Source organism: Agrobacterium sp. 22094, assembly GCF_052046015.1.
Lineage (GTDB): Bacteria > Pseudomonadota > Alphaproteobacteria > Rhizobiales > Rhizobiaceae > Agrobacterium > Agrobacterium cavarae.
This window is the reverse complement of record NZ_JBQEPX010000003.1, coordinates 450,221-476,240: the sequence shown is the minus strand read 5'-3', so window position 1 is coordinate 476,240 and position 26,020 is coordinate 450,221. Positions and strand designations below refer to the sequence as shown.

General features: G+C 58.3%; 20 protein-coding genes and 1 pseudogene. 13 read left to right on the top strand and 8 right to left on the bottom strand.

Features of this window, described 5'->3' with window-relative positions:
• The 5 genes and pseudogenes from ACTJK5_RS17085 to ACTJK5_RS17065 form a co-directional block, all read left to right on the top strand.
• Positions 1 to 257: pseudogene (locus ACTJK5_RS17085) on the top strand (methyl-accepting chemotaxis protein); the annotation flags it as partial.
• Between the two features lie 98 nt (positions 258 to 355).
• Positions 356 to 850 (top strand): chemotaxis protein CheW, encoded by a 495-nt coding sequence (locus tag ACTJK5_RS17080; RefSeq protein WP_062424057.1) that lies wholly within the window; start codon positions 356 to 358, stop codon positions 848 to 850.
• Positions 851 to 862: 12 nt separating this feature from the next.
• On the top strand, positions 863 to 1,711 hold the full coding sequence (locus ACTJK5_RS17075) for a CheR family methyltransferase (RefSeq protein WP_113180079.1): 849 nt from the start codon (positions 863 to 865) through the stop codon (positions 1,709 to 1,711).
• Between the two features lie 6 nt (positions 1,712 to 1,717).
• Positions 1,718 to 2,806, top strand: coding sequence for a protein-glutamate methylesterase/protein-glutamine glutaminase (locus ACTJK5_RS17070; RefSeq protein WP_113180078.1), 1,089 nt, complete (start codon positions 1,718 to 1,720; stop codon positions 2,804 to 2,806).
• A gap of 123 nt (positions 2,807 to 2,929) precedes the next feature.
• Positions 2,930 to 3,622, top strand: a complete 693-nt coding sequence (locus tag ACTJK5_RS17065) for a ParA family protein (RefSeq protein WP_062424054.1) — start codon at positions 2,930 to 2,932, stop codon at positions 3,620 to 3,622.
• A gap of 34 nt (positions 3,623 to 3,656) precedes the next feature.
• Here ACTJK5_RS17065 and ACTJK5_RS17060 read toward each other — a convergent pair whose 3' ends face one another.
• Positions 3,657 to 5,087 carry a mannose-1-phosphate guanylyltransferase/mannose-6-phosphate isomerase gene (locus tag ACTJK5_RS17060; RefSeq protein WP_440612898.1) on the bottom strand — a complete coding sequence of 477 codons (1,431 nt, stop codon included), beginning with the start codon at positions 5,085 to 5,087 and terminating at the stop codon, positions 3,657 to 3,659.
• Between the two features lie 258 nt (positions 5,088 to 5,345).
• Complete coding sequence (locus ACTJK5_RS17055; RefSeq protein WP_440612897.1) at positions 5,346 to 7,775, bottom strand: glucose/quinate/shikimate family membrane-bound PQQ-dependent dehydrogenase; 2,430 nt, start codon at positions 7,773 to 7,775, stop codon at positions 5,346 to 5,348.
• Positions 7,776 to 8,426: 651 nt separating this feature from the next.
• Between ACTJK5_RS17055 and ACTJK5_RS17050 the strand changes: the two genes are divergently transcribed.
• The 3 genes from ACTJK5_RS17050 to ACTJK5_RS17040 all read left to right on the top strand — a co-directional run bounded on the left by ACTJK5_RS17050 (position 8,427) and on the right by ACTJK5_RS17040 (position 13,860).
• Positions 8,427 to 10,715 (top strand): NADP-dependent malic enzyme, encoded by a 2,289-nt coding sequence (locus ACTJK5_RS17050; RefSeq protein WP_312805432.1) that lies wholly within the window; start codon positions 8,427 to 8,429, stop codon positions 10,713 to 10,715.
• A 172-nt stretch (positions 10,716 to 10,887) separates the two neighbouring features.
• Positions 10,888 to 12,465 (top strand): glycosyltransferase family 39 protein, encoded by a 1,578-nt coding sequence (locus ACTJK5_RS17045; protein WP_440612896.1) that lies wholly within the window; start codon positions 10,888 to 10,890, stop codon positions 12,463 to 12,465.
• A gap of 132 nt (positions 12,466 to 12,597) precedes the next feature.
• Positions 12,598 to 13,860 (top strand): NAD(P)/FAD-dependent oxidoreductase, encoded by a 1,263-nt coding sequence (locus ACTJK5_RS17040; protein WP_440612895.1) that lies wholly within the window; start codon positions 12,598 to 12,600, stop codon positions 13,858 to 13,860.
• Between the two features lie 112 nt (positions 13,861 to 13,972).
• Here the strand turns inward: ACTJK5_RS17040 and ACTJK5_RS17035 are convergent, their stop codons facing one another.
• From ACTJK5_RS17035 to ACTJK5_RS17025, 3 genes are all read right to left on the bottom strand, one after another.
• Entirely contained in the window at positions 13,973 to 14,920 is a 948-nt protein-coding gene (locus ACTJK5_RS17035; RefSeq protein WP_062424047.1) for a substrate-binding domain-containing protein, read from the bottom strand.
• Between the two features lie 145 nt (positions 14,921 to 15,065).
• Positions 15,066 to 16,079, bottom strand: coding sequence for an ABC transporter permease (locus tag ACTJK5_RS17030; protein ID WP_062424046.1), 1,014 nt, complete (start codon positions 16,077 to 16,079; stop codon positions 15,066 to 15,068).
• 64 nt (positions 16,080 to 16,143) lie between these two features.
• Positions 16,144 to 17,664 (bottom strand): sugar ABC transporter ATP-binding protein, encoded by a 1,521-nt coding sequence (locus tag ACTJK5_RS17025; RefSeq protein WP_113225244.1) that lies wholly within the window; start codon positions 17,662 to 17,664, stop codon positions 16,144 to 16,146.
• A gap of 162 nt (positions 17,665 to 17,826) precedes the next feature.
• Between ACTJK5_RS17025 and ACTJK5_RS17020 the strand changes: the two genes are divergently transcribed.
• Positions 17,827 to 18,870, top strand: coding sequence for a LacI family DNA-binding transcriptional regulator (locus ACTJK5_RS17020; RefSeq protein ID WP_113225245.1), 1,044 nt, complete (start codon positions 17,827 to 17,829; stop codon positions 18,868 to 18,870).
• A gap of 28 nt (positions 18,871 to 18,898) precedes the next feature.
• Here ACTJK5_RS17020 and ACTJK5_RS17015 read toward each other — a convergent pair whose 3' ends face one another.
• Entirely contained in the window at positions 18,899 to 19,168 is a 270-nt protein-coding gene (locus tag ACTJK5_RS17015; RefSeq protein WP_113225246.1) for a DUF6074 family protein, read from the bottom strand.
• A 342-nt stretch (positions 19,169 to 19,510) separates the two neighbouring features.
• Between ACTJK5_RS17015 and ACTJK5_RS17010 the strand changes: the two genes are divergently transcribed.
• Together ACTJK5_RS17010 and ACTJK5_RS17005 are read left to right on the top strand one after the other, a co-directional pair.
• Positions 19,511 to 19,801 (top strand): exopolysaccharide production repressor protein, encoded by a 291-nt coding sequence (locus tag ACTJK5_RS17010; RefSeq protein ID WP_130978763.1) that lies wholly within the window; start codon positions 19,511 to 19,513, stop codon positions 19,799 to 19,801.
• A gap of 126 nt (positions 19,802 to 19,927) precedes the next feature.
• Positions 19,928 to 20,917 carry a glycosyltransferase family 2 protein gene (locus ACTJK5_RS17005; RefSeq protein ID WP_440612894.1) on the top strand — a complete coding sequence of 330 codons (990 nt, stop codon included), beginning with the start codon at positions 19,928 to 19,930 and terminating at the stop codon, positions 20,915 to 20,917.
• 23 nt (positions 20,918 to 20,940) lie between these two features.
• Here ACTJK5_RS17005 and ACTJK5_RS17000 read toward each other — a convergent pair whose 3' ends face one another.
• On the bottom strand, positions 20,941 to 21,894 hold the full coding sequence (locus ACTJK5_RS17000) for a polysaccharide pyruvyl transferase family protein (protein ID WP_440612893.1): 954 nt from the start codon (positions 21,892 to 21,894) through the stop codon (positions 20,941 to 20,943).
• Positions 21,895 to 21,946: 52 nt separating this feature from the next.
• On the bottom strand, positions 21,947 to 22,912 hold the full coding sequence (locus ACTJK5_RS16995) for a glycosyltransferase family A protein (protein ID WP_113225250.1): 966 nt from the start codon (positions 22,910 to 22,912) through the stop codon (positions 21,947 to 21,949).
• Between the two features lie 120 nt (positions 22,913 to 23,032).
• Here ACTJK5_RS16995 and ACTJK5_RS16990 point away from each other — a divergent pair, with 120 nt between their 5' ends.
• Both ACTJK5_RS16990 and ACTJK5_RS16985 read left to right on the top strand, forming a co-directional pair.
• On the top strand, positions 23,033 to 24,517 hold the full coding sequence (locus ACTJK5_RS16990; RefSeq protein ID WP_113225269.1) for a lipopolysaccharide biosynthesis protein: 1,485 nt from the start codon (positions 23,033 to 23,035) through the stop codon (positions 24,515 to 24,517).
• A gap of 393 nt (positions 24,518 to 24,910) precedes the next feature.
• The gene (locus ACTJK5_RS16985) at positions 24,911 to 26,020 is read left to right on the top strand and encodes an acyltransferase family protein (RefSeq protein ID WP_440612892.1); all 1,110 of its coding nucleotides are present in this window, start codon (positions 24,911 to 24,913) and stop codon (positions 26,018 to 26,020) included.

The following is a 26,020-nucleotide window of genomic DNA, read 5'->3' as shown; positions in this document are numbered from 1 at the left end:
AAGCCGAAGAGCTTCAGGCGAGCATCGCCTTCTTCAAGGTCGAACGCGCCGATGCACCTGCGGTTCGTCCAACGCCTGTCCATCAAGCATCGCCGGTGACAGCAATGCGAAGTGCTGGAAAACCCGCAACGCCAGGCCGTCGCCTTGCCCCGACAAGTGCGGTCCATGCCCAACAAGCGCGTGCCAAAGGTTTTGCCTTGGACATGTCCATGGGCGGCCCGGATGAGAACGACGGCGATTTCCGCCATGCTGGCTAACGAACACTATAGATGCGGGCCTCAAGCCCGCCTCCCCTGACCTGACGTAACAACCGCTCAATCGGCAATGTCGACCAAGACTTCTGGAGAAGACGCAAATGGCGAGCCCTACATCTACCATGCAATACGTGACGTTCAGCCTTGGCGAGGAAGTTTTCGCGGTTCCTGTGGACGTCGTTCGTGAAATCCTCGACCACGAAGAAGCCTTCAAGATCCCACACGGCCCTGATTACCTGCTCGGCCTGAGGGATGTACGTGGACAGGGCGTTCCGGTGATCGACCTTCGCCTGCGCCTTGGCATGACCAAGACCGTTAAGACCTCGCACACGCGCATTCTGGTGCTCGACATTCCTTTCGTCGACAAGGTGCTGGCGCTTGGTCTGGTTGCCGACAAGGTCTTTGAAGTCGCGCCTTTCAGGCAGGACCAGATCGAGACGGCACCGGATATCGGCATTCGCTGGAACTCCAGCTACATCGCCGGTGTCGTTCGCCGCGAAAGCGATTTCGTCGTCATCATCGATCTCGCAAAGCTTTTCTCTGGCGATGCCGGTGAGCTCGCAAAGGTCGACAACGGCCCGATGCGCGCAGCCTGAAAGGACGAGTCATTGAGTACCGCTGTTAGCGTCAACTTCGAAGATAGTCTGAGCACCCGCGATTTCCGCCAGCTATCCAGTTTCATTTATGATTATTGCGGGATCAAGATGACGGACGCCAAGCGTTCGATGCTGGAAGGCCGTCTGCGCAAGCGCTTGCGCGCAACAGGCTTTCGATCCTTTGGCGACTACTGCGAATACCTGTTCCGCCAGGACGGTCTGAAAGACGAGGTCATCTATCTCATCGACGTGGTGACGACGAACAAGACGGACTTCTTCCGCGAACCGAACCATTTTGATTTCCTCGAAAAAACCGCTCTTCCTACGCTCGCCAAGCAGGGGATCAGACAGCCCCGCACGTGGAGCTCCGCCTGTTCGACGGGTGCTGAACCCTACACGATGGCGATGGTCATGGCCGAAGCCGTCGAAAAGGGTGTGATCTCCGATTTCAGCATTCTCGCGACGGACCTCTCGACAGACGTTCTGAAGAAGGCGCATTCCGGCATTTACAATCGTGACCTTCTGGAGCCTGTACCCTCCGCCATGCAGCGCAAATACGTGATGCAGGCACGCGACAAACATCGCAGCGACGTCAGGATCTCGCCGAAGCTGCGCGCCAAGGTCGGCTTCGCCCGCATGAACCTTATGAACCCGTCCTATGAGATCGGCGCGCCGGTCCATGTCATCTTCTGCCGCAACGTGCTGATCTACTTCGACAAGAAGACGCAGACCCACGTGCTGACCGAGCTTTGCAAGTGCCTGGCGCCGGGCGGTTACCTGATGATCGGGCATTCGGAATCTGTCACCGGCATCAATCTGCCGGTCAAGCAGGTCGCCAACACGGTTTTCCTCAAGCAGTAGGTTATCATGGTCAAAAAAGTACGCGTCCTCATTGTTGATGACTCTGCCAGCGTGAGACAGACGCTGACCGCGGTGCTAGAGGCAGATCCTGCGATCGAGGTCATTGGGGCAGCGTCTGATCCGTTCATGGCGGCGAAGAGGATCCAGGAAGACCTGCCCGACGTCATCACGCTCGATGTCGAAATGCCGCGCATGGACGGCATCACCTTCCTGCGGAAGATCATGTCGCAGCACCCGATCCCGGTCGTCATGTGCTCCTCCTTGACCGAAGCAGGCTCCGAAACGCTGATTCAGGCGCTGGAAGCCGGTGCCGTCGACGTCATTCTCAAGCCGCGCATCGGCGCTGCCGATCATCTGGCAGAATCCGCCTTGCGCATCTGCGAAGTCGTCAAGAGTGCGGCACATGCGCGCGTCAAGAGCGTGCGCGCCCAGCCTCGCGGGTCGAGCTCGCTTGGCACCCAGGCCAAGTTGACGGCAGATGCCGTGCTGCCGCCGCCGTCCGGCAAGGCGATGGCGCGCACCACCGAAATGGTGATCTGTGTCGGCGCCTCCACAGGCGGTACAGAAGCTTTGCGCGAAATGCTGGAGAGACTGCCGGCAAACTCACCGGGCATGGTCATCGTCCAGCATATGCCGGAAAAGTTCACAGCGGCATTCGCCAAGCGCCTGAATGGTCTTTGCGAAGTCGAGATCAAGGAAGCGGAAGATGGCGATCCGGTTTTGCGCGGCCACGTGCTGATCGCACCGGGCGACAAGCACATGCTTCTGGAACGCCAGGGCGCGCGCTATCATGTCTCCGTCAGAAACGGCCCGCTCGTCTCCCGGCACCGACCGTCGGTCGATGTTCTCTTCCGCTCCGCCGCCCGCTCTGCCGGGTCTAACGCAATGGGCGTGATCATGACGGGCATGGGGGACGATGGCGCGCGCGGCATGCTGGAAATGCATCAGGCCGGGGCCTATACGATTGCGCAGGATGAAGCCTCCTGCATCGTCTTTGGTATGCCCAAGGAAGCGATTGCGCACGGCGGCGTCGACAAGATCGTTCCACTCGATCAGATCGCCCGTGAAATCATGGCGGAAGACCACAGACGCTGACTTCTCGCACTTTCTCTTCAGACCCTGTTAACCATATTGTTGAATGATCGAACCGCACCATGAGATGGGTGCGGTTTCCTGCGCGATGATCGCCGCCTCCCTCTTTTTACGCTCGGGTTCATCATGGCAGTCATCACGTTCGCAAACACCAAGGGCGGTGCAGGCAAGACAACCGCAGTTCTTCTCTTGGCATCGGAGCTTGCGCGGCGGGGCTTGCGCGTCTGCGTGATCGACACCGACCCGCAGCGCTGGCTCTCGAAGTGGCGCGATAATGCCGATCACCGCATTGACCTTACGGTCATCACCTATGTTTCGATAACCACACTGCAACAGCATGTGCTCGACAACCGCAAGAAGTTCGACCATGTGATCGTCGATCTGCCGGGCGCCCAGTCCCCGCTTCTGGCGACGGCAGTTGGCCTCTCCAATCACGTCATCATCCCGGTTCAGGGCAGCACGATGGATGCGCAGGGCGCAGCACAGGTGCTGGAACTGCTGCGCTATCTCGACGATCGCGCAGGCATCAAGATCCCGCACTCCGTGCTGTTGTCACGCGTGAATTCCATGGTCACCACGCGCGCGCTGCTGGCAGCGAAGGCGCTTCTGGCCAAGCGCGACGTCAACGTCCTCAACACACCGATCATCGAACGTGCCGCCTTCCGCGACATGTTCGAGTTCCGCGGCTATCTCCACATGATGAACCCGTCACAGGTCAGCAACCTCGACAAGGCGCTTCAAAACAGCATGGCCTATGCCGATGAAGTGCTGAGACTTCTGCCGGCACAGGGAACTGTCAGGCTGTCTTCCGCAGCCTGATCCGGTCCACGTTCCAAGACGCTGATGCCTAATCCTAATCGCGCTTGTAATCGTCGTGCAGGCGGACGATATCGTCTTCACCAAGATAGGAGCCGGTCTGGATTTCGATCAGTTCCAGCGGGATCTGACCCTCATTCGCGAGGCGATGCGGCTTGCCGATCGGGATATAGACCGACTCGTTTTCCGTCAGAAGGCGGGTCTGGTCTTCAATCGTGACCGTCGCGGTACCGCGAACGACGATCCAATGCTCCGAACGATGATAGTGCTGTTGTAGCGAGATCCGGTGGCCAGGCTCGACCTTGACGTGGCTGACACGATAGCGGTGGCCGGAATCCGTCTGCTCGATATGACCCCATGGACGGTAGGCGCGCTTGTGCCGCTCCGTTTTCAAGGAATGATCGCCACTTTTCAGAGTTTCCACCAGGCCCTTGACGTCCTGAACACGATTCTTCGGCGTTACGAGAACCGCATCCTTCGTGGCAACAACGACGAGGTCCTTGGCGCCGACGACAGTCGTCAGCAGGCCGTTGGAATGCACGAGGCAACCTTCGGAATCGATAATGATCCCTTGCCCCTCGATCGCATTATCAGCGCCATGCTTGTCGGCAATCTCCCAAATGGCATCCCAGCTACCAATATCGGACCAACGGAAATGCCCCCGCACGACGGCCATGCGTTTGGTGTTCTCGATGACAGCATAGTCGATCGAGTTCTTCGGCGAGGACTCAAAGCTTTCCTTTTGCAGGCGAACGAAACCGAGATCGACTTCCTGGTTCTCCACGGCAGCCTGAACTGCGGCCAGGATCTCGGGTGCATGGCTACGCAACTCCTCGATCATGATGTCGGAGCGAAACAGGAAGTTGCCGGAATTCCAGAGATAACCCTTCTCTACGTAGCTGACGGCACGCGCCTCATCCGGCTTTTCGACGAAGGCTTCGACAACGCAAAGGTCGGGATTCCCGTTGATAGCTTCGCCAGGATTGATGTAACCATAGGACGTACGCGGCTCGGTGGGCGTCAGGCCGAAGACCACGATGTTGCCCTGCTCTGCCGCTTCCGCACCCAGCCTCACGGCATCGGCGAAAAGATCATTGTCCAGCACCACATGGTCTGCCGCGAGCGCCAGCACGAGCGACCCCTTCTCGCGGCGATCCGCCAGCAGTGCTGCAGCAGCCATGGCGGCAGCGCTGTCGCGGCGCGCCGGTTCCAGAACGACGGTTGCTGGCAGATCGATCTCTTCGGCCTGTCGTCTTGCGAAGAAGCGAAAATCCTCGTTGGTGATCACCAGCGGTTCCGCATAGAGGCTTTTGTCGCTGACGCGCTTTAAGGTCTGCTGATATGTCGAAAGCTCTCCGACAAGAGGCTGGAACTGTTTGGGCAACTGATCCCGTGATACTGGCCAAAGTCTAGATCCAGCGCCGCCTGCCAGAAGTACTGGGGTGATCTTTCGAGATATTTCCTTCACAAATAAAACCTTTCCAAGCTAAAAATGCCTGCGCCGAACCATATAGATATTTCCCAACATCGCTATGACCGTTCTTGGGCGAATACGAAACTTATCAGCCCAACCCGTCAATAGTCTGTTGATCGAAATGGTTACTGCCCGGCGCGGGGCACCTAACGCCCTCTAAAGTGAGCGGTTCCGGCGGTATCCTGCTCTCCAAAACACACGAACCCGGGATTGCTCCCGGGTCCGATCGTCATTCAGTGGATCTTGGGGTCATCATTCCGGCAGCGCGTAAGCGATGACGTAATCGCCGCGGTCGGGAGACTGGCGCGCGCCGCCAGCCGAAATAACGATGTACTGCTTGCCGGTCTTTGGCGACTTGTAGCTCATCGGGCCGCCCTGGCTGCCCACGGGAAGGCGGGCTTTCCAGACTTCCTTGCCGGTCGCGGTGTCGAAGGCGCGCAGGTAGTAATCCTGCGTTCCGGCGATGAAGACCAGACCGCCCTGCGTGGCGAGCGTACCACCAAGAGTCGGCATGCCAATCGGGATCGGAAGACCCATCTTGATCCCGAGCGGGCCGGTATCTTCGACAGTGCCGACAGGAACCTGCCACTTGATCTGCTGTGTCTTCATGTCGATGGCGGTCATCGTGCCATAGGGCGGCGCCTGGCAGGGAATGCCGAGTGCGGACAGGAAGCGGTTCTTGTCCACGGCATAAGGCGTTCCCTTCATCGGCACGAGGCCCATGCCGGTATTGACGCTTTCGCCGCCGCTTGGTGTCGCCTTGGTCGGCGCAGCTTCCTTCATCTGGATCCACAGGCCGAGACGCATGTCGTTGACGAAGATGGTGTTCGTCGTCGGATCGGTCGATAGACCGCCCCAGTTCATCCCACCAAGCGAGCCCGGGAAGCTGAGCGACAGGTCAGTGCCAGGCGCGGTGTAGAGGCCGTCGTAGCGCATGCCCTTGAAAGCGATACGGCACAGAAGCTGATCGAATGGGGTCGCGCCCCACATATCCGCTTCGGTGAGCGTCTGCGCACCGATTTGCGGCATGCCGACGGAGCGTGGCTGTGTTGGTGCGTAACGCTCGTTTGGAATATTGGCCGGCTTGACCGGGACGTCTTCCACCTTGGTTAATGGCTGACCCGTGGCACGGTCGAGGACGTAGATTTGGCCAGCCTTGGTGCCGAAAACGAGAGCAGGCACGGTCGTACCATCCGCCTTCGGGAAGTCGATGAAGCTTGGCTGCATCGGCACGTCGAAATCCCAGAGGTCGTTGTGAACCGTCTGGTAAACCCACTTCTCACGACCCGTTGTGGCGTCAAGAGCGAGCATCGATGCGCCGTATTTATGGTCGAGCGGCGTGCGCGTTGCGCCGTAAAGATCGACGGAGGGGCTGCCGACCGGCATGAAGACGGTGTTCAGCACCGGATCATAGGACATTGCGGCCCAGACATTCGGCGTGGAGCGCGTATAGGTCTGGCCTTCGGGCGGCAGCTTGGTGATCTCGGGGTTGCCCGGGTCGAAGGCCCAGCGCAGCTCGCCGGTGATCACGTCGAAGCCACGCATCACGCCACCTGGCATATCCACCTGGACGTTGTCGGCGATACGACCACCGACCACGACCGTGGTGCCCGCAAGCGTTGGCGCGGAGGTCAGCACATATTGCGGATCAGGTGCGTTGCCGAGCCCGACCTTCAAATCGACGCGACCATTGGTGCCGAAGTCTGGGCAAAAAGCACCAGTATCGGCATCGAGCGCAATCAGTTCAGCCGTGATCGTGTTCATCAGAATACGGCGCTGGCAAAGCGCACCGTCTGCAACGGTCACGGGCGTGACAGGGGTGGAGCCAGGTACGGTCGGCTGTTGCAACGGTGCCTTAGCATCGAAATAGGCAAGACCGCGGCAACGCATCCAGACGGACGACTTGGCGTTGATGTCCGTCTTCCACTTCTGAGCACCCGTATCGGCATCGAGAGCGATGACATTGTTGTGGGGTGTGCAAAGGAAGACAGTGTCGCCCACCTGTAGCGGCGTTTCCTGATCTTCCGCACCGTTTGCACCGGGGCTGATCGGCGTATCGCCAGTGTGATAGGTCCAGGCGACCTTGAGGTCTTTGACATTGTCACGGGTGATCTGATCCAGAGCCACGAAACGGCTGCCGCCTGCGGTATTGCCGTAATGCTCCCAGTTCTTCTGCTCATCGCCAGACGTCACCGGAGTCAATTGAGCCGCCTCGCCCTTGAAGGCGACAGTTGGATGCGCCACGAACATGCCGGCGAAACCGGCACCGGAGGCAATGGCCAAGATGGCAGCAATGGCAAAGGAGGAACCATAGGCAGGTGTCTTACCCTGCGCGCGCCGCAAAAGCGGATAGGACAGCGCAACCACCGTTGCACCGACGCCGATCGCCAGCAAACGCGAGATCAGCGGCCAGAAGTGTAAGCCTGCTTCCCACACCGCCCAGATGGCGGTGCCGATGAAAACAAGGCCGAAAAGAAGAGCGCCGGCAGGCTTGCGCAGAACGATCAGCAGGCCCGAGATGACGAGCGCTGCACCAGCCGTGACGAAATAGGGGCTGCCGCCAAGCGAAAAGAGCTTGCCACCGCCGATGGCGAAGAACAAGCCCGCGGCCAGGATGACCACGCCCAGCACCAACAGCCATAATCTGGCTGGAAGTGAAAGTGAATTTGCAGATTTATTCATAGAGTCAATATCCGGTTGGAGAGCCACCGAAAAAAGGAAGGCTCGATAATCGTTCGGTTTCCGGCACCGCCGGGACAGTTCGCAGGAAGAGTTTCTGGACGGAACCTCGATGAGGTTGGCGCAACCGAACAAGGAGGATTGAGGGGAAAGACGTCCGCCGTGACAGTCATATCGATCCATTCATTGCATAGATCGTCGCCGACCCTGTGGCCGACGACCAAAATACCAGAACAAATCCTCCCAGGGTTCGGAGGACGAGACATTGCCGTCATCCAAAACCACTACCGGCGGTATAGCGTCGTCTGGGCCGGAATGACAATGGCGAAAGAGTCATTTTCATAAGGAGGACTTATCAATAGTCCCGCGGACAGAAAAGCCTGTGAGCCGGCGTAAACCACAAACTCCCGATGGTGTGGACGCGACAGCAGCACAAGAGCGGCATTGCCCTCCCCCGTTATCCACACTGCGCCCGGCGTCCGAACCAAAGATTGACAAGAAGAGTTGCAGACTAATCGATTGAATCTGTCTCCGTGGTCCTCGTCTTCAATTTTGCTGCAGTGAACAACATTCAGTCCTTGGCACCAGCGCCGAAAATACAATAACTACGGCAAAGATTTTATACTGTTGATAGACGGAAAGTACCGCAAGCTCATGTCAGACTCGTCAAGGCCCGCCAGCACAAGAACATCGGTTACGGATCAGGAAGCCCTGGATTTCCATTCGGAAGGCCGTCCCGGCAAGCTTGAAATCGTTCCGACCAAGCCGATGGCAACGCAGCGGGATTTGTCGCTGGCCTATTCCCCCGGCGTCGCAGTCCCGGTGAAGGCGATCGCGGAAGATCCTGCCACCGCTTATGACTACACCACGCGCGGCAACATGGTGGCGGTCATTTCTAACGGAACTGCCATCCTTGGCCTCGGAAACCTCGGCGCGCTGGCGTCCAAACCGGTGATGGAAGGCAAATCCGTCCTCTTCAAGCGCTTTGCCGATGTCGACTCCATCGATCTGGAAGTGGACACGGAAGACGCAGACGCCTTCATCAATTGCGTGCGCTATCTGGGCCCCTCCTTCGGCGGCATCAACCTCGAAGATATCAAGGCGCCGGAATGTTTCATCATCGAAAGCCGTCTGCGCGAACTCATGGACATTCCGGTGTTCCATGACGATCAGCACGGCACCGCCATCATTGCCGCTGCCGGTCTCATCAATGCCATCGCGCTGACGGGTCGCGACTTCAACACCACCAAGCTCGTCTGCAACGGCGCAGGTGCGGCGGCGATCGCCTGTATGGACCTGATCAAGGCCATGGGTTTCAACCCTGCCAACATCACCATGTGCGATACCAAGGGCGTCATCTATCAGGGACGCACCGAAGGCATGAACCAGTGGAAGTCGGCTCATGCAACGAAGACCGACAACCGCACACTCGCAGAAGCGATGAAGGGCGCGGATGTGGTGTTCGGTCTCTCGCAGAAGGGTGCTTTCACCGAAGAGATGATCCGCTCCATGGCACCGAAGCCGATCATTTTCGCCATGGCCAATCCCGATCCGGAAATTACACCGGAAGAAGTCTCGCGCATTCGCGATGACGCCATCATGGCAACGGGGCGTTCGGATTATCCAAACCAGGTCAACAACGTTCTCGGCTTCCCTTACATCTTCCGCGGCGCGCTCGATGTGCGTGCAAGTCAGATCAATGACGAGATGAAGATCGCAGCCGCCCAGGCGCTCGCCGATCTCGCCCGCGAAGACGTGCCGGACGATGTGGCTGCTGCCTATCAGGGCAACCGTCCCCGCTTCGGGGCGCAATATATCATCCCTGTTCCCTTCGACCCCCGCCTGATTTCGGCGATCCCGGTCGCCGTCGCGAAGGCTGCAATCGAGACCGGCGTTGCGCGTCGCGTGCTCCCCGATCTCGATGCCTATGCCCGCGAACTATCTGCACGCCGCGACCCGATGGCATCCACCACGCAGCGCCTCTACGAGCGCATCCGCCGCTCGCCAAAGCGAGTGGTCTTCGCTGAAGCCGAAGAAGAGCAGGTCATGCGCGCGGCGATCTCGTTTACCGCGCAAGGGCTTGGCACTGCCATTCTTCTCGGTCGTGACGACATCATCAAGGCTAACGCCGAGCGCGCTGGCATTGATCTCGACCGTCCGAACATTAAGATCACCAATGCGCGCCTGTCCGAGCGGGTCGATTCCTACATCGATTACCTCTACGCCCGCCTGCAGCGCAAAGGCTTGCTGCTGCGCGATGTCCAGCGCCTGATCCACAACGACCGAAACCACTTTGCGTCCTGCATGGTGGCGATGGGCGATGCGGATGCTATGGTGACCGGCACGACGCGAAACTACTCCACCGCGCTTGAAGACGTACGCCGCTGCATCGACGTGAAGCCCGGCCACCGCGTCATCGGCGTCTCTCTTGTCGTCTCGCGCAATCGCACCGTCTTCGTCGCGGATACGGCCGTTCACGACATGCCGTCGGCCGAAGATCTGGCGGATATCGCGGAAGAAGCGGCAGGACTGGCGCGGCGTTTCGGCTACGAGCCGCGCGTTGCGATGCTTGCCTATTCCACCTTCGGGCACCCCGTCGGGGAGCGTTCCGACAAGGTTCGCGAAGCGGTTCGCATTCTCGACAAGCGCAATGTGAGCTTCGAGGTGGACGGTGAAATGGCGGCAGACATCGCCCTCAACCACCAAAAGATGCAGAGCCAGTATCCGTTCGCACGGCTCTCTGGACCGGCCAATGTTCTCGTCATGCCGGCAATCCATTCCGCGTCGATCTCGACGAAGATGCTGCAGGAACTTGGCGGTGCGACTGTGATCGGTCCGCTGCTGGTCGGTCTCGACAAGTCGGTACAGATCACCGCCATGGGTGCAAAGGACAGCGATATCGTCAACATGGCCGCGATCGCTGCCTACAACGCCGGACGCTAATGCCAAGGGGAGTGCCCGGTGGGCCGGGCATCCTCGCTACGCAAAAGATCCTCTAGAATTTTCTGTCTCGAAACCGTGATTTTTCACGCGCAAAATAATTAGGCCATGCTAAAACGCCCCCGCAAACATTCGCCAGTCTGGCGAATGCGCATCACGAAAAGCTGGATCCACTATGGCACTCTGCACAGGTCTGGAGCATAGAGCGTCGGGCATAAACAGTCTCTACAAGCGGCTCACAAACTCTCTGGTGAACAATCCGAACGCGGTGATTGCCCTTTTTGGCGTCTACTTTCTCATTCAGATCGCCGTTCGCCTCCTGCTCCCTCCGGCACTACGTATAGACGAAGCACAGCAGGTGCTGTTTGCCCAGTGGCTGGCGCTCGGCTATGACGCCCAGCCACCGCTCTATAACTGGTACCAGCAGGCAATCTTTGCGATCTTCGGCACCTCTGTGCTGGGTCTTGCTGTTGCCAAGAACCTCATTCTTTTTCTGGTATTTGCGACCTATGTGAAACTGTCCGACCTTGTCTTGAGAGAGAAGTCTCTGGTCCTGGTTGCGTCACTGGCATTTTTCGTGAGCCCTCAGCTGTTCTGGCAAGCGCAGCGCGATCTCACGCACACGACGATGCTGATGCTGACCAGCCTGTGGGCGATCTATCTGAGCGTCCGGCTTCTTAAGACGCCAACCACGATGGGCTATGTGCTGACCGGAGTTGCGGTCGGCCTTGGGATGCTGTCGAAATACAATTTTGTCCTCATCCTTCCCGCGATCCTCCTTGCCGTCTGGCTGCATCCAAAGGGGCGCGAGCGCATCTTCGATTGGCGCATTCTGCTGACGATCGGGATCAGCCTTCTCGTCTTCCTGCCGCATTCGATATGGCTCTTCGACAACCTGCAATTCGCCTCGGATGTGACACTGCGGCGGATGGCGGAAGAGGCGCCTGAAAGCCGGTGGATGCAGATTCTGACGGGCATCGCGCACGTCTTTTCTGGATCGGCGATTGTGATGATCCTGCCTGCGCTGGTTCTCATCGCATCGCGTGCCAAGAGGACGGACACCAAAGCAGGCGAGCAACAGGTCTCGCCTTGGCTCCGCTTCTTCCTGCATTACTTCATCGCGCTTGCGGCAGTTCTCCTCGTCGTCATCATAGCAACGACGATGACGGAGGTGAGAGACAGATGGTTGCTCCCGCTCGTCATGCCCTTCCCGATCCTCGCAGCCCTGTGGCTTGAACAGAGGTCATTCGATCCGGCCGTTTTCGTTAAGAAGGTTCTCCCCGTCTGCCTCGTCGTCATAGCAATTTTGCCCGTCGCTTTGATCGTCTCCGTGCCGGTCCAGGCGATGCTCGGCAAGACATCGAGATCCAACAATGACTGGCAGGTCTTCCGGCAGCACATTCAGGAGAAGGGAATCTCGCCTTCCCTGATCGTGACCTCCGACTGGTACACCGGTGGAAATCTGCGGTTTGTCTTCCCAGACACCACGGTTGCCACCACCACCTATGACGACTTCGATCCGGCCTTCGCGCTGTCGAGCGATCATCCCGTGTTGTTTGTCTGGGTTACCGGACGCGACCAGTCGGCTGGCATGGTGGATTGGCTGCAGGCGCAAATGGGTGTGACGTTGAACGACATAAGCGTCAACACATTCGGGGCGCCGATGTACTTTCCTGTCGAAGGTAAGATGCAGCGGTTCAGCTATGCTTTGATCACGCCGGACAATGTAGTGAAATCCTCGAAACAGCCATGAAGCACGACGCGGTCTCTTGAAGTGCTTGGCGTGGATTCTCACGAAACGCCCCAGTCGACAAACAATATTCAAAAATGGTAGGCAAGCGACGGATTTGCGATCGGCGCTTATCTCGTTCGGAATGGATGAGACATGGATAGAAACGGCTCTCTGGGCAAATGCGAAGTGCTGGTCATCGGCACGGGGATCGTCGGCGTCATGTCGGCGCTTTATTTGCAGAAAGAAGGGAAGTCCGTCACGCTTCTGGAGCGCGGCGAAATTGCCCGCGGCGCCAGTGCCGGCAATGCCGGCATACTGGCCTTTCCGGAAATCATTCCGATGCCAGCCCCCGGGATTATGAAGAAGGCGCCGAAGTGGCTGATCGATCCGCTCGGCCCGCTGAGCGTTCCGCCGGCCTACGCCCACAAAATCGCACCTTGGCTTTGGCGTTTTTGGAAGGCCAGTTCGCCGCGCATGTTCGAACACGGCATGCGGGTGCAGACGCGGATGATGGCGCTTGCCGCATCCGAGATGCAGCATGTGGCCGCGATGCCGGAACTGTCCTCCTTCATCTCCAACACCGGCACGCTCGATCTCTACGATACGAGCGCGAGCTTCGATGCGTCCAGCCATCACTGGGATGAGAAGGCCAAAGCCGGCTTCGTCTTCTCCAAAATCGGCCGTACCGAGATCGATGAGCTGCAGCCAGGGATCGCGTCCCAGTTCAAGCATGCGGTCTATACGCCGTCAGGCCTGCAGGTCAGCGACCCTCACGAGTTTACCAAAGCCATAGCCGAACTGGTGATTGCGCGCGGTGCGAGCTTCAGAAAAGGTGAGGCCGTAAAAATCGAAGCGGTTGGCGAAAGCACCATCGTGACGCTTGCCAATGGCGACAAGATCGACGCTGACAAGGTGATCCTGGCAGCCGGCGCCTGGTCGAAGCCGCTTGCCGCATCTCTTGGCAATGACGTTCCGCTTGAAACCGAGCGTGGATACAACACTACCCTTCCCGCAGGCAGTTTCGATCTGAAACGCCAGATCTACTTCAACGACCATGCCTTTGTCGTCACGCCACTGTCGAGTGGCGTGCGCGTCGGGGGTGCTGTGGAACTCGGCGGCCTCGACCTGCCCCCCAATTTCCGCCGCTCCGAAGCGATGCTGAAAAAGGCAAGTCGGTTCCTGCCCGGGTTGAAAACCGAAGGCGGTCAGCAATGGATGGGTTTCCGCCCCTCGCTGCCGGACAGTCTTCCGGTGATCGGGCCGTCGCGTGCCGCGCGCTCCGTCATCTACGCCTTTGGCCACGGCCATCTCGGACTGACGCAATCGGCGGCCACAGCACGTCTTGTCACGGAACTGGTCTGCGAGCGCGATACGTCGATCCCCGTCGACCCTTTCCGCGCCAATCGCTTCTCTTGAGCGACAGCATTGTGAAGTAAGGCGGCCTTGGTCCGTCCAACACGGCGCAGGGCGCTCTAAACGCAAAAGGCCCGCTTCGACAGCGGGCCTCTCATCATATGCTCTGATAGGATCAGAACGGCGAATCCGGGAAGTAGAAGTCCTTCGCGTTGTCCTTCGTCACCAGCGTGGCATCCAGAATGTAGGTGCCGCGAACCGGAACCTGATCGTAGAAGTTGGCAGCGGTCAGCTCCATGGCGGTTGCCACCATCGACGGCGGATAAAGAACGTCGACCGGGATCATCTTGTCGCCATCCATGACCTTCTTGATCATGTCCTTGGAGCCTGCACCGGCAACGACATACTGAATGTCGGTGCGCTTGGCCTGCTCGATGGCCTGCAGAACGCCAACAGCCATGTCGTCATCCTGGCACCATACGACGTCGATCTTCGGATACTTCGTCAGATAGTCCTGCATCACCTTGAAGGCATCGTCGCGGTTCCAGTTGCCGAACTGGCGGTCGAGAACCTTCACCTTGGAGCCAGCAATGCCCTTGTCGAAACCGTCCTGGCGCTGCTGATCGATCGGGATCGGAAGACCGCGAATGATGACGACCTCGGCTTCCGGTGTCTTTTCCGCGATGTACTTGCCCGCGACTTCGCCGAGTGCCGGGTTGTTGCCGGCGACATAGAGATCGCGCACGGTGTCGTCATTGACGCTTGGAGCGCGGTCGACGAGGGCGACGAACTTGCCGTTGCCTTTGACTTCCTTGATGGCGTTGACCAGCGGATCAGGATCGGACGGCAGGATGACCAGCGCATCGATGCCCTGGGTCTCGAGATCCTGTACCGCATTCGCCTGCGTTGCGGCATCGGGCGATGTCTTGACAATAACGTTGAGGCCCGGATGCTCCTGCATCAGAAGCTTGGCAACACGTTCAGCATGAAACACCACGCCCGATGTCCAGCCATGGTCGGCGGCCGGGATCGAAACGCCGATCGTGACCTTCTTGTCCTCCGCATGTGCTGCCCCCGCCAGCGCCACCATGGCGACAGCCATTCCCAACAGTCTTTTACGCATGTGTCTTCCTCCCAACAGATAAGGTCTCGATTCCGAAGCCGGGCGACCTCTCGACCCGGTGTTTCCGGAGCGCTTTGCGTCCGATGGACAATCAAAAGCACTCCAAGGCTTTGAGCACGCCGCCCCGCCTTAGGGCAGCCAGCTGTCACCGCTGGCGCATCAGCGAACGCTGTACCAACATGGCGATGATGATGATCGCACCCTGGATGGCACCGATCAGATACTCGCTGATGAAGTTGGAGAGCAGCATGATGTTGCCGACGAGTTCGAGAATGAAAGCGCCGCAAATGGTGCCCCATACGCGGCCTGCCCCGCCCTTCAGCGCCGTGCCACCAACGACGACAGCCGTAATCGCCTGCAATTCCCACATCATGCCCGTCGTGGCGGACGTGGAGCCAAGCCGCGGTACGTAGAGAAGAACGGCGATCGCGACGCATAGTCCCTGGATGACGAAGGCGATGGTGCGGACGCGGTTGACGGCGACGCCAGAATATTTGGCAACGTCGCGGTTCGATCCGACTGCGGTTACATGCCGGCCATAGCGCGTGCGGTAGAGGATAAAAGCCGCAATCGCCGTCACCGCGAGGATGACGATGATCGGAACGGGAATGCCGAAGATCGTACCGAAATAGGCAGGTCGGTACATGCTCTGCAACTGTGGTTCGCGCAGCGTGATCGCGCCACCCTGGGACAGCCATGTCGTCAGGCCGCGAAAAACGCCCATTGTGCCAAGCGTTGCGATGAAAGGCTCGATCTTGCCGACCGTTGTGATCAGTCCGTTGGCAAGGCCACAAAGCGAACCGGCAATGACGGTGAACACAATCGCCGCTGTCAGCATTAGTGCGGGGTCAGTAATCGTGCCGGAATTCATCAGCAGGATCATAAGGCTTGCAACGAAGGCAACCATGGATCCGACCGAGAGATCGAGGTCTCCGGCGGAAATGACGAAGGTGGCGCCGACGGCGATGATCGCAATGAAAGCGCTACGGGTTGCGACATTGGCCAGATTGTTGATGCTGATGAAGTTCGGGTTGACCAGCGCGCCGACGATCAAAAGCAGTAACAGCGCAACGAAGGGCGCCACGGCGCGCAGATCCACGTCACGAAAGGATCGCGACCGGCGGACACTCTTTTCCTTGCCGTCTTCACTTACACTCATACCCACAACAGACCTCCCGTCCTGCCCCTGTTGCCCGCGACGACCCCTCAATTAACAGGGTCGTTCAGGCGGCTGTTTTTGTTTTCAATCCGGCGGCATAGCGCATGATTTCGTGTTCGTTGATCTCGTCACCCTCGAGCATGCCGACGATCCGGCCTTCGCGCATCACCGCAACGCGGGTGCAAAGTCCGATGACTTCCTGCATTTCGGAAGAGACGACGATGATTGAATGACCGTCTCGCGCAAGCGCCGAGATGAAATGATAGATTTGCTGCTTGGTACCGACATCGATGCCGCGTGTCGGCTCGTCGATGATGATGATCTTCGGCTCGGTCTCCATGACTTTCGCCAACAGAAGTTTCTGCTGGTTGCCACCGGACATGCGGCCCACCATCACATTGCCGTCTCGCACACGAATGTCGAAGCGACGGCGCGCCTTTTCCAGCGCTTTCGCCTCACTGCCGGAGCTGAGATAGCCGAAGTGGCCATGGCGGTCGAGCGATTGCAGGGTGAGATTGAGCCCCATGCCCGAGCCCAGCAACAGGCCCTTGGATTTCCGATCCTTGGTCATGTAAGCCAGCCCCGCATCGATCGACGCGTGCAGATCATGCGATGGCAGCGTGACACCATTGGCCTCCACCTCTCCCGCCTGGCTTGCCTTGATGCCGACAATCGCCTCCATCAACTCGGTTCGGCCGGAGCCGATCAGACCGGAGAAGCCGAGGATTTCGCCTTTGCGCAGTTCGAAACTGGCGTCCTTCACATAACCCGTGGAGAGGCCTTTGACGTTGAGTACGATCTGTTCGTCGACGTCCGGCTCGCGTTTTGCCGGGTAGAGGCTCGAAAGCTCACGCCCCACCATAAGCTGGGCGATCGCTTCGCCATCCAGCATCGAGGTGGGTGCAGTCTTCACCCAATGGCCGTCGCGAAGCACGGTCACCCGGTCGGTCAGTTCCATCACCTCATCCAGCTTGTGCGAGACGAAGACAAAACTGGTCCCCTGGTCGCGCAGCTTACGCACCTGTTTGAAGAGGTAATTCGTCTCCTCACGGGAAAGAACGGCGGTCGGCTCATCCATGAAGACGATGCGCGCTTCGCGGCTAATGGCTTTGGCGATCTCCACCATCTGTTTTTCCGCGATGGAGAGGCTCGAAATCATTGCGTCTTCATCGACATGACAGTTGAGGAGATCGAGAATGCGCCGCGTCTCCGCCCGCATGAACTTTCTGTCGAGCACGCCGAAGCGGGTCACCTCGCGACCGAGGAAGATGCTTTCAGCCACGGTCAGGTGGTCCGCGAGGTTGAATTCCTGGTGAATGATGACAATGCCGAGCGCCTCTGCGGCGCCGTTCGGCGGCAGCTTCACCGGCTCTCCGTCCAGAAGGATTTCACCGGAGCTCGGCTGCTCGAAGCCGGAGAGGACCTTGACCAGTGTCGATTTACCGGCGCCGTTCTCACCCATCAATGCGTGGATCTCGCCTGCCTTCAGCTCGAAATTGACGCTGAAGAGGACCTGAACTCCATTGAACGATTTTGAAACCCGGCGCGCGCATAGCACAGCATTGCCGTTCTCGACGGTTTCCATCCCACTCCTCCATGCGGCTCCCATTCCGCAAGGCTGGTGTAAACCTTTACATGATCGATGTAAAGGTTTACATTCGCAGTTGTTACACAGATGTGATCAATCCATTTGACGCAACGCGCGGCGTGTGTAGTGTCCGGTCGCAGATAGACCCGAGGCTTATCTTTGTCCAATTCGCCACCAGCCACGATAGAAGATGTAGCCCGTATTGCGGAGGTATCGATTGCCACCGTATCGCGCGCCATCCACAACCCTGAAAAGGTTGCCAATTCTACCCGGTTGAAGGTCAATCAAGCCATTGCCGTCACAGGCTACACCACCAATGCGGTCGCGCGTAGCCTGAGACTCGGCCGTTCCAACATGATTCTTGTGGTGGCACCCGATATCGGCGACCCCAACTTTTCCAATATCCTCATCGGTTTGGAGAATGAGGCACGGGCCCACGGCTATGGCATATTGATCGGCCACACCCAGAACGATGCCCAACGCGGTCTGGAATATCTGAAATTCCTCAACGCCAACCAGACGGCCGGACTCATCCTTTTTACCGGGATATTGCCCTTCGGCCACCAGGCCATGACGGCGCGTCTTCCGCCAAGCGTCGGCGTTTTCGAGCCGATCTTCAATGGCGGCATTCCCTATGTCGGCGTCAACGATGCCGCCGGCGCTCGAAAAGTCGTGGATATGCTGATTGCCGAGGGCCACGAGCACATCGCCTTCATTGGCGATTCCAGAGTCCGCCTTGCCTATATGCGCAGACGCGCAGGGTTTGACGAAGGGATGGACGCGGCTGGACTTCCCAAAAGTAGCCGCATGATTCTGGAAGGTGATGGGACACTGGAAAGCGGCAGGCTGGCGGTGGAGCAGCTGTTCATGCGCGACAGGTTGCCGACGGCCTTCATGTGCGTCAACGACCAGACAGCGATTGGCGTCATGATCGGCCTCTCAGCCCGCGGCTATGATGTGCCGGACGATTTTTCGGTCACCGGCTTTGACGATATTCCGCAAGCCGTCTTCATGTCGCCGCCGCTCACAACCATTCGCCAGCCTCGCAGCGCCATTGGCAAACATGCAATGGCGCTTCTGTTGCAGCTTCTCAACAATGAAGAGCCGACCCAACAGGAAGTGTTGCTGACACCCGATCTGGTGGTGAGAAACTCCGTCGCAGCACCTTCACGGCGCAGCCACAAGTCGCGCGATAAAAGCTAGACGTGGTTGGCGGGTCGCCAGACGCTCTTTAGTACGTGTCGCGGCGTGCGGCTTCTTCGGTCTGGGATTGCGCCCAGAGCTGCGCCTGGACCGCGTTCTGGAATTCCATGACCTCGTGGCGCATGGCTGTGTCGTCGTAGCCGAGTTCCGTCAGATGCGCAGCAAGCGCGCGGCACTCATCCCGCCAGAACCGATTGGCCTGATCCCCTTGGAGGGTCTCCAGCATGTCGACGCAACGCTGAATGTCGCGGATGCGATTTTTGACGGGAAACGCAATTACTTCGGAACGCTTGGACACACGTACACCTGACAGCTTGAGAATCGGTTCCCAAGTTTTACGGGCTACATAGTTAACGAAGTCTGCAGAGGCGAAGCGGAACCGGTTATCGGCAACTCGACGCCGAATTTTGCGTAGGATTCCCGCAACGGCCTATCGCTCGATGGCGCAGTCTCTGATTCGAAAATATCCTTGTTGAGTAGATTTTTACTTTGAAACCTTACCTGAATTTCATGTTCGGCGGGGTATTTGAGCCTATTACTTGGTTGAAACGACGCCAATTTGCCCATATATTTTATGGAAAAAGAACCGATGAAAAATTGTATCCCACAGATCGGGATAGCATCAGGCGAGGAGAGAGACATGTACGCGCCCCGCGTTTTCGTCAGCATGATCTGCGCCTTGCTGGTGTTCGCAGTGGCGACCTATTGGATCCATGGCTCCTTCTACACGACGTTTATACAGACGGCCATCTCGCTTGTCGTCATTCAGATCTGCTACTTCATCGGTGTCGTCTTCATGGTATCGCGCGAGAAGAAGCGCATGCGCAAGACACTGGAATTTCAGAAGGATCGACCTGCTTCAGCCGACCAGGCAGGCCCGGAAGCCATCCCGGCCGTCAGTCGTCATCGCCCGACGCTGAAGGATATCTGACCGCGCTGACCTCCTGAAGCGCTTTGAATATATTTCGCAGGTGCGAAATAGCACTTCCCTCTCCTCATCCCTGACATGTTTTCTCTCCAGTAATCGTATCGAATGCTGAAGAACGGGAGCGAAGTCATGGGCTCACAATCCATCTGCGTCATCATAGCGGCTAAAAACGCGTCATCGACGATCGCCGAGGCGATCCGATCAGCGCTGGTGGAGCCGGAAGTCTCGGAGGTCGTCGTCATCGATGATGCATCCACCGACGACACGTTCCAGGTTGCGAAGCAATGCGATGATGGAACGGGGCGGCTGATCGTCGACCGCTTCGACGTCAATCGCGGCCCGTCCGCCGCGCGCAATCATGCGATCGGCATTTCCTCTGCGCCGCTGATCAGCATTCTGGATGCTGACGATTTCTTCTTCAAAGGGCGCTTTGCCGCAATGATAGTGGAGGACGACTGGGATCTGGTGGCGGACAATATTGCCTTCATTCAGCAAGGGTCACCTTCGGCCACCAATATCGTTCCCCGTCGCTTCGCTCCCCAACATCACTTCCTGACGCTCACGGAATTCGTGACGGGAAATATTTCCACGAGGGGTATCGAGCGCGGTGAAACCGGCTTTCTGAAACCCGTCATCCGCCGATCGTTTCTCGACCGGCACCAGCTTCGCTATGACGAAGCTCTGCGGCTTGGTGAGGATTACGAACTCTACGTTCGGGCACTTGCCTCAGGCGCACGATACAAGGTCATCTGCAATTGCGGTTACGGTGCCATCGTGCGCGGCAATTCCTTGAGCGGACGACACAGCACGCAGGATCTGAGGCTGCTCTACGAGGCCGATCGCAACATCCTCGCCGACTACGCTCTCTCTGCGGAAGAACAATCGGTGCTGAAGGAGCATGAGCGGCACATTCGGGAGAAGTTCGAATTGCGGGATTTCCTCGACGCCAAGTCACAGCGTGGCTTGGGTGGCGCCATGGTTCATGCATTGCGACGCCTTCCCGCCGTTCCTGCCATCACCAACGGGATTTGGCACGACAAGACAGCCCGCTTGCGCAAGAAGCCCACTCAGCCCGCCGATATCCGTTATCTCCTGAAAGGAACGCCGCTGTCTTCCTGAAGGAAAAAGCGGCGTGTTTTGTTTCAGAAGTAGTCGCGCTTGACCGTTTCCAGAACCGCCTGAAAGCGCTCCTTACGTTCTTCCAGCCGTCCGTCTGGGCTCAATCTTGGTTCCGCACGGCTTGCCTGCCATAGCGCCAGAATCGACGGAGCGGCGAGAACCTGCTTTGCGAGTTTGCGCAGCGGGCGTTGGGTCTCGGCACGGACAAGCACATCGCCATCGTCATGCGGCGCTGCAGAGGTGTGTTCGACGATGACCGGCGGGGGCGGAGGCGGAAAGCTCATGCCCCAGAACTTCGAACCCTTCTTTGCAGCTTCTGCGCGTGTGGAGACGGGAATGTAACGAGGCTCGTAGGTGACGCCGACACTTCCTGCCCAGTCACTCCACTTGAAGCTGTTGATCGATTGCGAGGTGCTGACCGCTACCCAGGGAACCCGAAACGCATCGGCAAGGATCGCGCCATGCATGGATTCGGCCACGATCATTTCCGACTGGGCAATCTGCTTGATGACCGATTTCGCCTCTCCTCTCGGATCGAGATAGGTGAGACCAGCCGGTTCGCACACAGTGTCCCACATGCCGAACTCCGCCGATTCCCAATGGGGAACGAAGGTCTTCTTGTAGATCTTCTGCAGGTTCTGGAACTCCGGCATCTCCGTCACCATCACGGCGGGATCGACGATGCCCTTCTGGGGCGCCAGTCCAAGCTTGGCAGCGGTCATTTCACCACGCACGCAACGGATATCCCAAAGATCGGGGTTCGATGTATCGGGCACGGCCCCGTAGCCATATCCGCTGCCGATCACCAGCTTGCGCTGGCCGGGAGGGAAGAGCACATCGTTGAGAACGGTGCCGACGCCGACGAGCAGAACATCCGGATGAACGTCGCGAAGCCCCGGCAGCAGGAAATCCCAGAGCCAGAGATTGAGGTCGTCGCCGAAATTCCCGTGATGGGATTCCCAATGGTAAGGTTTCATGGATTTCTCCTGAGTGAAAAAAGGGCCTGAAAGAAAGCCGCGAAAGAGACGATCACTTCGAGCGGACGATCTTGCCGGCCCCAAGTTCGAAGGCTGCACGCAAGATCGCAGGATCACGCATCATCCATTTGAACAGAAGGCCAAGCTCCGGCGCCTTGCGACGCTTCAGCTTGCCGGCCTGGCTCCAGAGCGCCTGTCTGCGCGCCGTATTCTTGTAGGAGGCGATGGAAGCCACATCGGCGGGACGTTTGGAGAAACGACTTTGCAAGGTGTCGAGCGCGACCCAGGTGTTGAACTGCTGGCGCAGGAATTCCGGCGAGGTGTTGTCGATGCTGTGGAAGATGTTCACGCCCATGCCGCGTGCAGCACCGGCATCGTCACATAGAAGGGTGCGCCTGGATGCAAGAATGCAGTCGCAGAAGAAGAGCACGTCCTCTGCAGCCAGCCGAAGGGCGGGATCGAAACGGATCTTTTCGAAGAGCGGCCTGCCGATGACCATGCAGGAAAGATGCAGGAAGCTCCAGTTGCGCAGCATGACGCTGGCGAGATCCGGCAGCTCGATGACACGCGGTGATTCGCTCAAGCGGGCTGCGCCCTCGTTCTTTTCGAGCTCCGACATGGCGAAGTGATAATAGAACTCATCGCTTGCCTGCATGGACGCCCAGTAGCATTCGCCTTCGAACCGATCGAGGCTGAGCTCAGCATTTTTCAGGTGCTCCGGCGTCCAGATATCGTCCGAATCAAGAAAGGCCACATAGCGCGTTTCGGGGGGCACATGATCGAGCCCGGTATTGCGCGCACCACCTGGACCGGCATTCGCCTGCTTGACCATCTTGATGCGGTTTTTCTGCTCTTCAGCCAGCTCCGCCAGTTCATTTTCAATGGGATACGGCGATTCGTCGTCGACAATGACGAGATCGAAATCCTGGCACGCTTGAGAAAAAACTGATGCGAGCGCTCGACCGAGTATGCCATGCTTCTTCTGGTAGTAAGGAATAACGACTGTAAATTTCGCCATTGTTTCGCCCCTTGTTTCATCAAGAAGTGTCGGGCCCGCCGTAGACTCACGGCCCCGATGAGTGGCAACCCTCCCGCCGGCTCCACGATTTTCGCCGGCCTCCAGACACAGGATGGACCCATGCCTCCAGCCCCAAGCGTCAAAACCATCACGGCCAATGTCGGCTGGAGCGTGCTCTCAAAGACAGGCACATTCGGGCTTAAATTTGTCACAGTCCCGATTCTTGCACGTTTGCTGACACCGGAAGAATTCGGCGTTGTCGCTGTCGGGCTCACTGTTGTGCAGTTTTTGACGATGATTGCAGGCGCTGGTCTGACCTCCGCTCTGATTGTGGAAAAGGAAGAGGATATGGATACGATCCATACGGTCTTCTGGGCCAATCTGGCGATTTCCTGCACCATGGCAGCCATCCTCTACTTTGGCGCAGAGTTCTTCGGCGGCCTCTTGGGTGCCGTGGAAAGCGCCTATCTGCTGCGCATCATGGCCTTCCTCATTCCGCTGCAACTGGCAGGCGATGTTGCCTATTCGCTTCTGGCGCGGCGGATGAACTTCAGCAAGGACGCCATCTGGAGCATGACGTCGGAAAGTGCTGCAGCCATCCTCGCCGTCGTCTTGGCCTTTGCCGGCTTCGGCGTGTGGGCTCTGATCATCCAGCTTTTCGCCGCAGCCCTCATCCGGCTTGTCGGGCTTTATGCCGTGTCGCGCTATACGCCGCGCCTCGTCATGAAGCCGAGACGCTTGATCCCGTTGCTCGGCTTCAGCTCCGGCCTGATGGGCTCGGAAATCGCCAACTTCGTCACCTTCCAGTCGCCGATGGTGATCATCGCCCGCTATCTCGGGCTTGCCGATGCTGGCGCCTATTCCGCCTCAAACCGTTTTGCCAGCATTCCCAACCAGGTCGTGCTTTCTGCCGTTATGGGCGTTCTTTTCCCGGCCTTCAGCCGCATGATGGACGACCGGCAGCGGCGGCGCGAAGCGCTGATGTTCAGTACGCAGGTGTTGACCGTCATCCTGGCACCGATGATGTTCGGCCTTTGGGCCGTTGCAGAACCGGCAATGCTGGTGATCTTCGGCCAGAACTGGGCCTATGCGTGGCCTGTGCTCGGCCTTCTCGCTCTGTCGAAAGCCATCCTCACCCCATGCAGCACCTTCATCCCCTATCTGAAGGGTGCCGGCTATGGGCGCGTGCTGTTCTGGTCAGCCACGATCCGCGCCGTCGTGACCACCGCTGCTGTCTGGGCTGCCGCGGTTTATGGCTCGCTTATCGACGCGATGATCTGGCTCTGCATCGTCAATGCGGCGACGCTCATTGCCTATTCCTGGGCCGTGTTCAAGGCGAGCGAAACCCCCTTCTTTTCGGGCCTCTATGTCAGCAGCCGGCCGATGATCTCGGCCTTCGTCATGGCTCTTGCGGTCCGCTACATTCTGCAATGGACGGGCGACGCGCTGCCGCACGCATACATGCAGGTGCTCGTCGGCGCTGTCGCTGGCGGTGTGATCTACGGCGTCCTGATCCTGCTGACCGAACGCGCATTGCTGCAAAAAATCATCGGTCTTGTGAGATCGCGCAAGGACCAAGGCGCCCCTGCCCCGATCACCAGCTGACGGGGCGGCACGGGCTGTCGAGGCGATTCTGTCCGCACTGCCGTGAGAAAATACGGCGAACTCGCGAGTTTATTTTGCAATGCAGCATTGCGGCTCTTTTCTTCTCAGCCTCAGGACACACTCATGACAGCGGCACGATAAGAAAAATAAGTGAAACAAAATCATATACTTAAGAAAAATAATTTGTTTTAGTAAAGTAGCATCCAGACATTTACCCCTCATATCTTGCGGCGCGATTTTCCCGCGCTGCCACATTTTGCCCTTAAGTGAAAACCAGACTTTTGCGCACGGGCTTCAAGTTCGCTCTGTGTGAAACGCGGTGAGGGGAGACACCGCCCAACTAGGGTAACTGATGTGACTGTTGATCAGAACCTATCTTCCCGTATCAATTTGATGCGCATAATTTTAATATCCGGCATCGTGTTCGTTCACGTGCCGCACGATCCGGAGACAAGTCCGTTTCTGGGTCTTTATGGATTTTTCGACTGGGTCCGGGTGTTTCTTGGTGATGCCCTGTTCCGCATCGGTGTGCCGTGCCTGAGCGCGATCTCGGGCTATCTGCTGTTCCGACGCGGCTGGAATGCCTTCAGCTATCCGGCGACGATCAAGTCCAAGACCAAGACCGTGCTTCTGCCATTCCTGCTGTGGAATGGCGGGCTTTTCATTGCGGTCATGCTGCTTCAGCGTGCAGGTATTGGCGTTGGCTATTTTCCTGACCTGTGGAACGCCAGCCCGCGCGAAATGCTGAGCCATGGCGTTGCGGTGGAGGAGCTGCCGGTCAACGTGCCGCTCTACTTCCTGCGCGATCTTTTCGTCTGCATTCTGCTGTCGCCGCTTTTGGCGCTGCTGGTTCGTCGGTTTGCGCTACCGACGCTTGCCATTCTCTTGCTCCTGACGGCGATCCCGGATCTCAGTCTGCTGATCGTACAGAAGAAATCTATTCTGTTCAGCTTCACGCTCGGCATTGCGCTTGCGCTTTATAAGGTCGACCTGAAGATGCTCGATCCTTATGCCAAGCCGCTGACGGTGGTCACGCTGATCGTCGCCGCCGCGCTTGCCACCGCGCTCTATTGGACCGGCCCGGAATTTACGTTCGGCCTCAATCTCATGCGCAATTTGCTGGCGGTGTTCGGCGTGCTGGGCTTCTGGGTCGCCTCGTCCCTGCTCGTGCAGAACCGTCTTGGCCAGCGTCTATCGCAAACCGGCAGCCTGAGCTTCTGGATTTTCTGCGCCCATTATCCCCTCCTCGTCATCCTCTGGATGGTGTGGAACAAGGGGGATCTCGACTTCTATCCCGCCTTCTATATCGGCGCAGTGGCTTTGACCTTCGTGCTGCTGATCATCAGCAATGCGCAGGTCCGCGCCCGGCTGCCCTCGCTCTATGCAGTCCTGACCGGCAGCCGTAGCGGCAAGCCGAAGCCCCTTGCCTATAACGACGCGACGGAAGCTGCCACCGCTCGCCAATCTTCTGCCAATCCCGCCTATACGCAACGACGGAGGTAA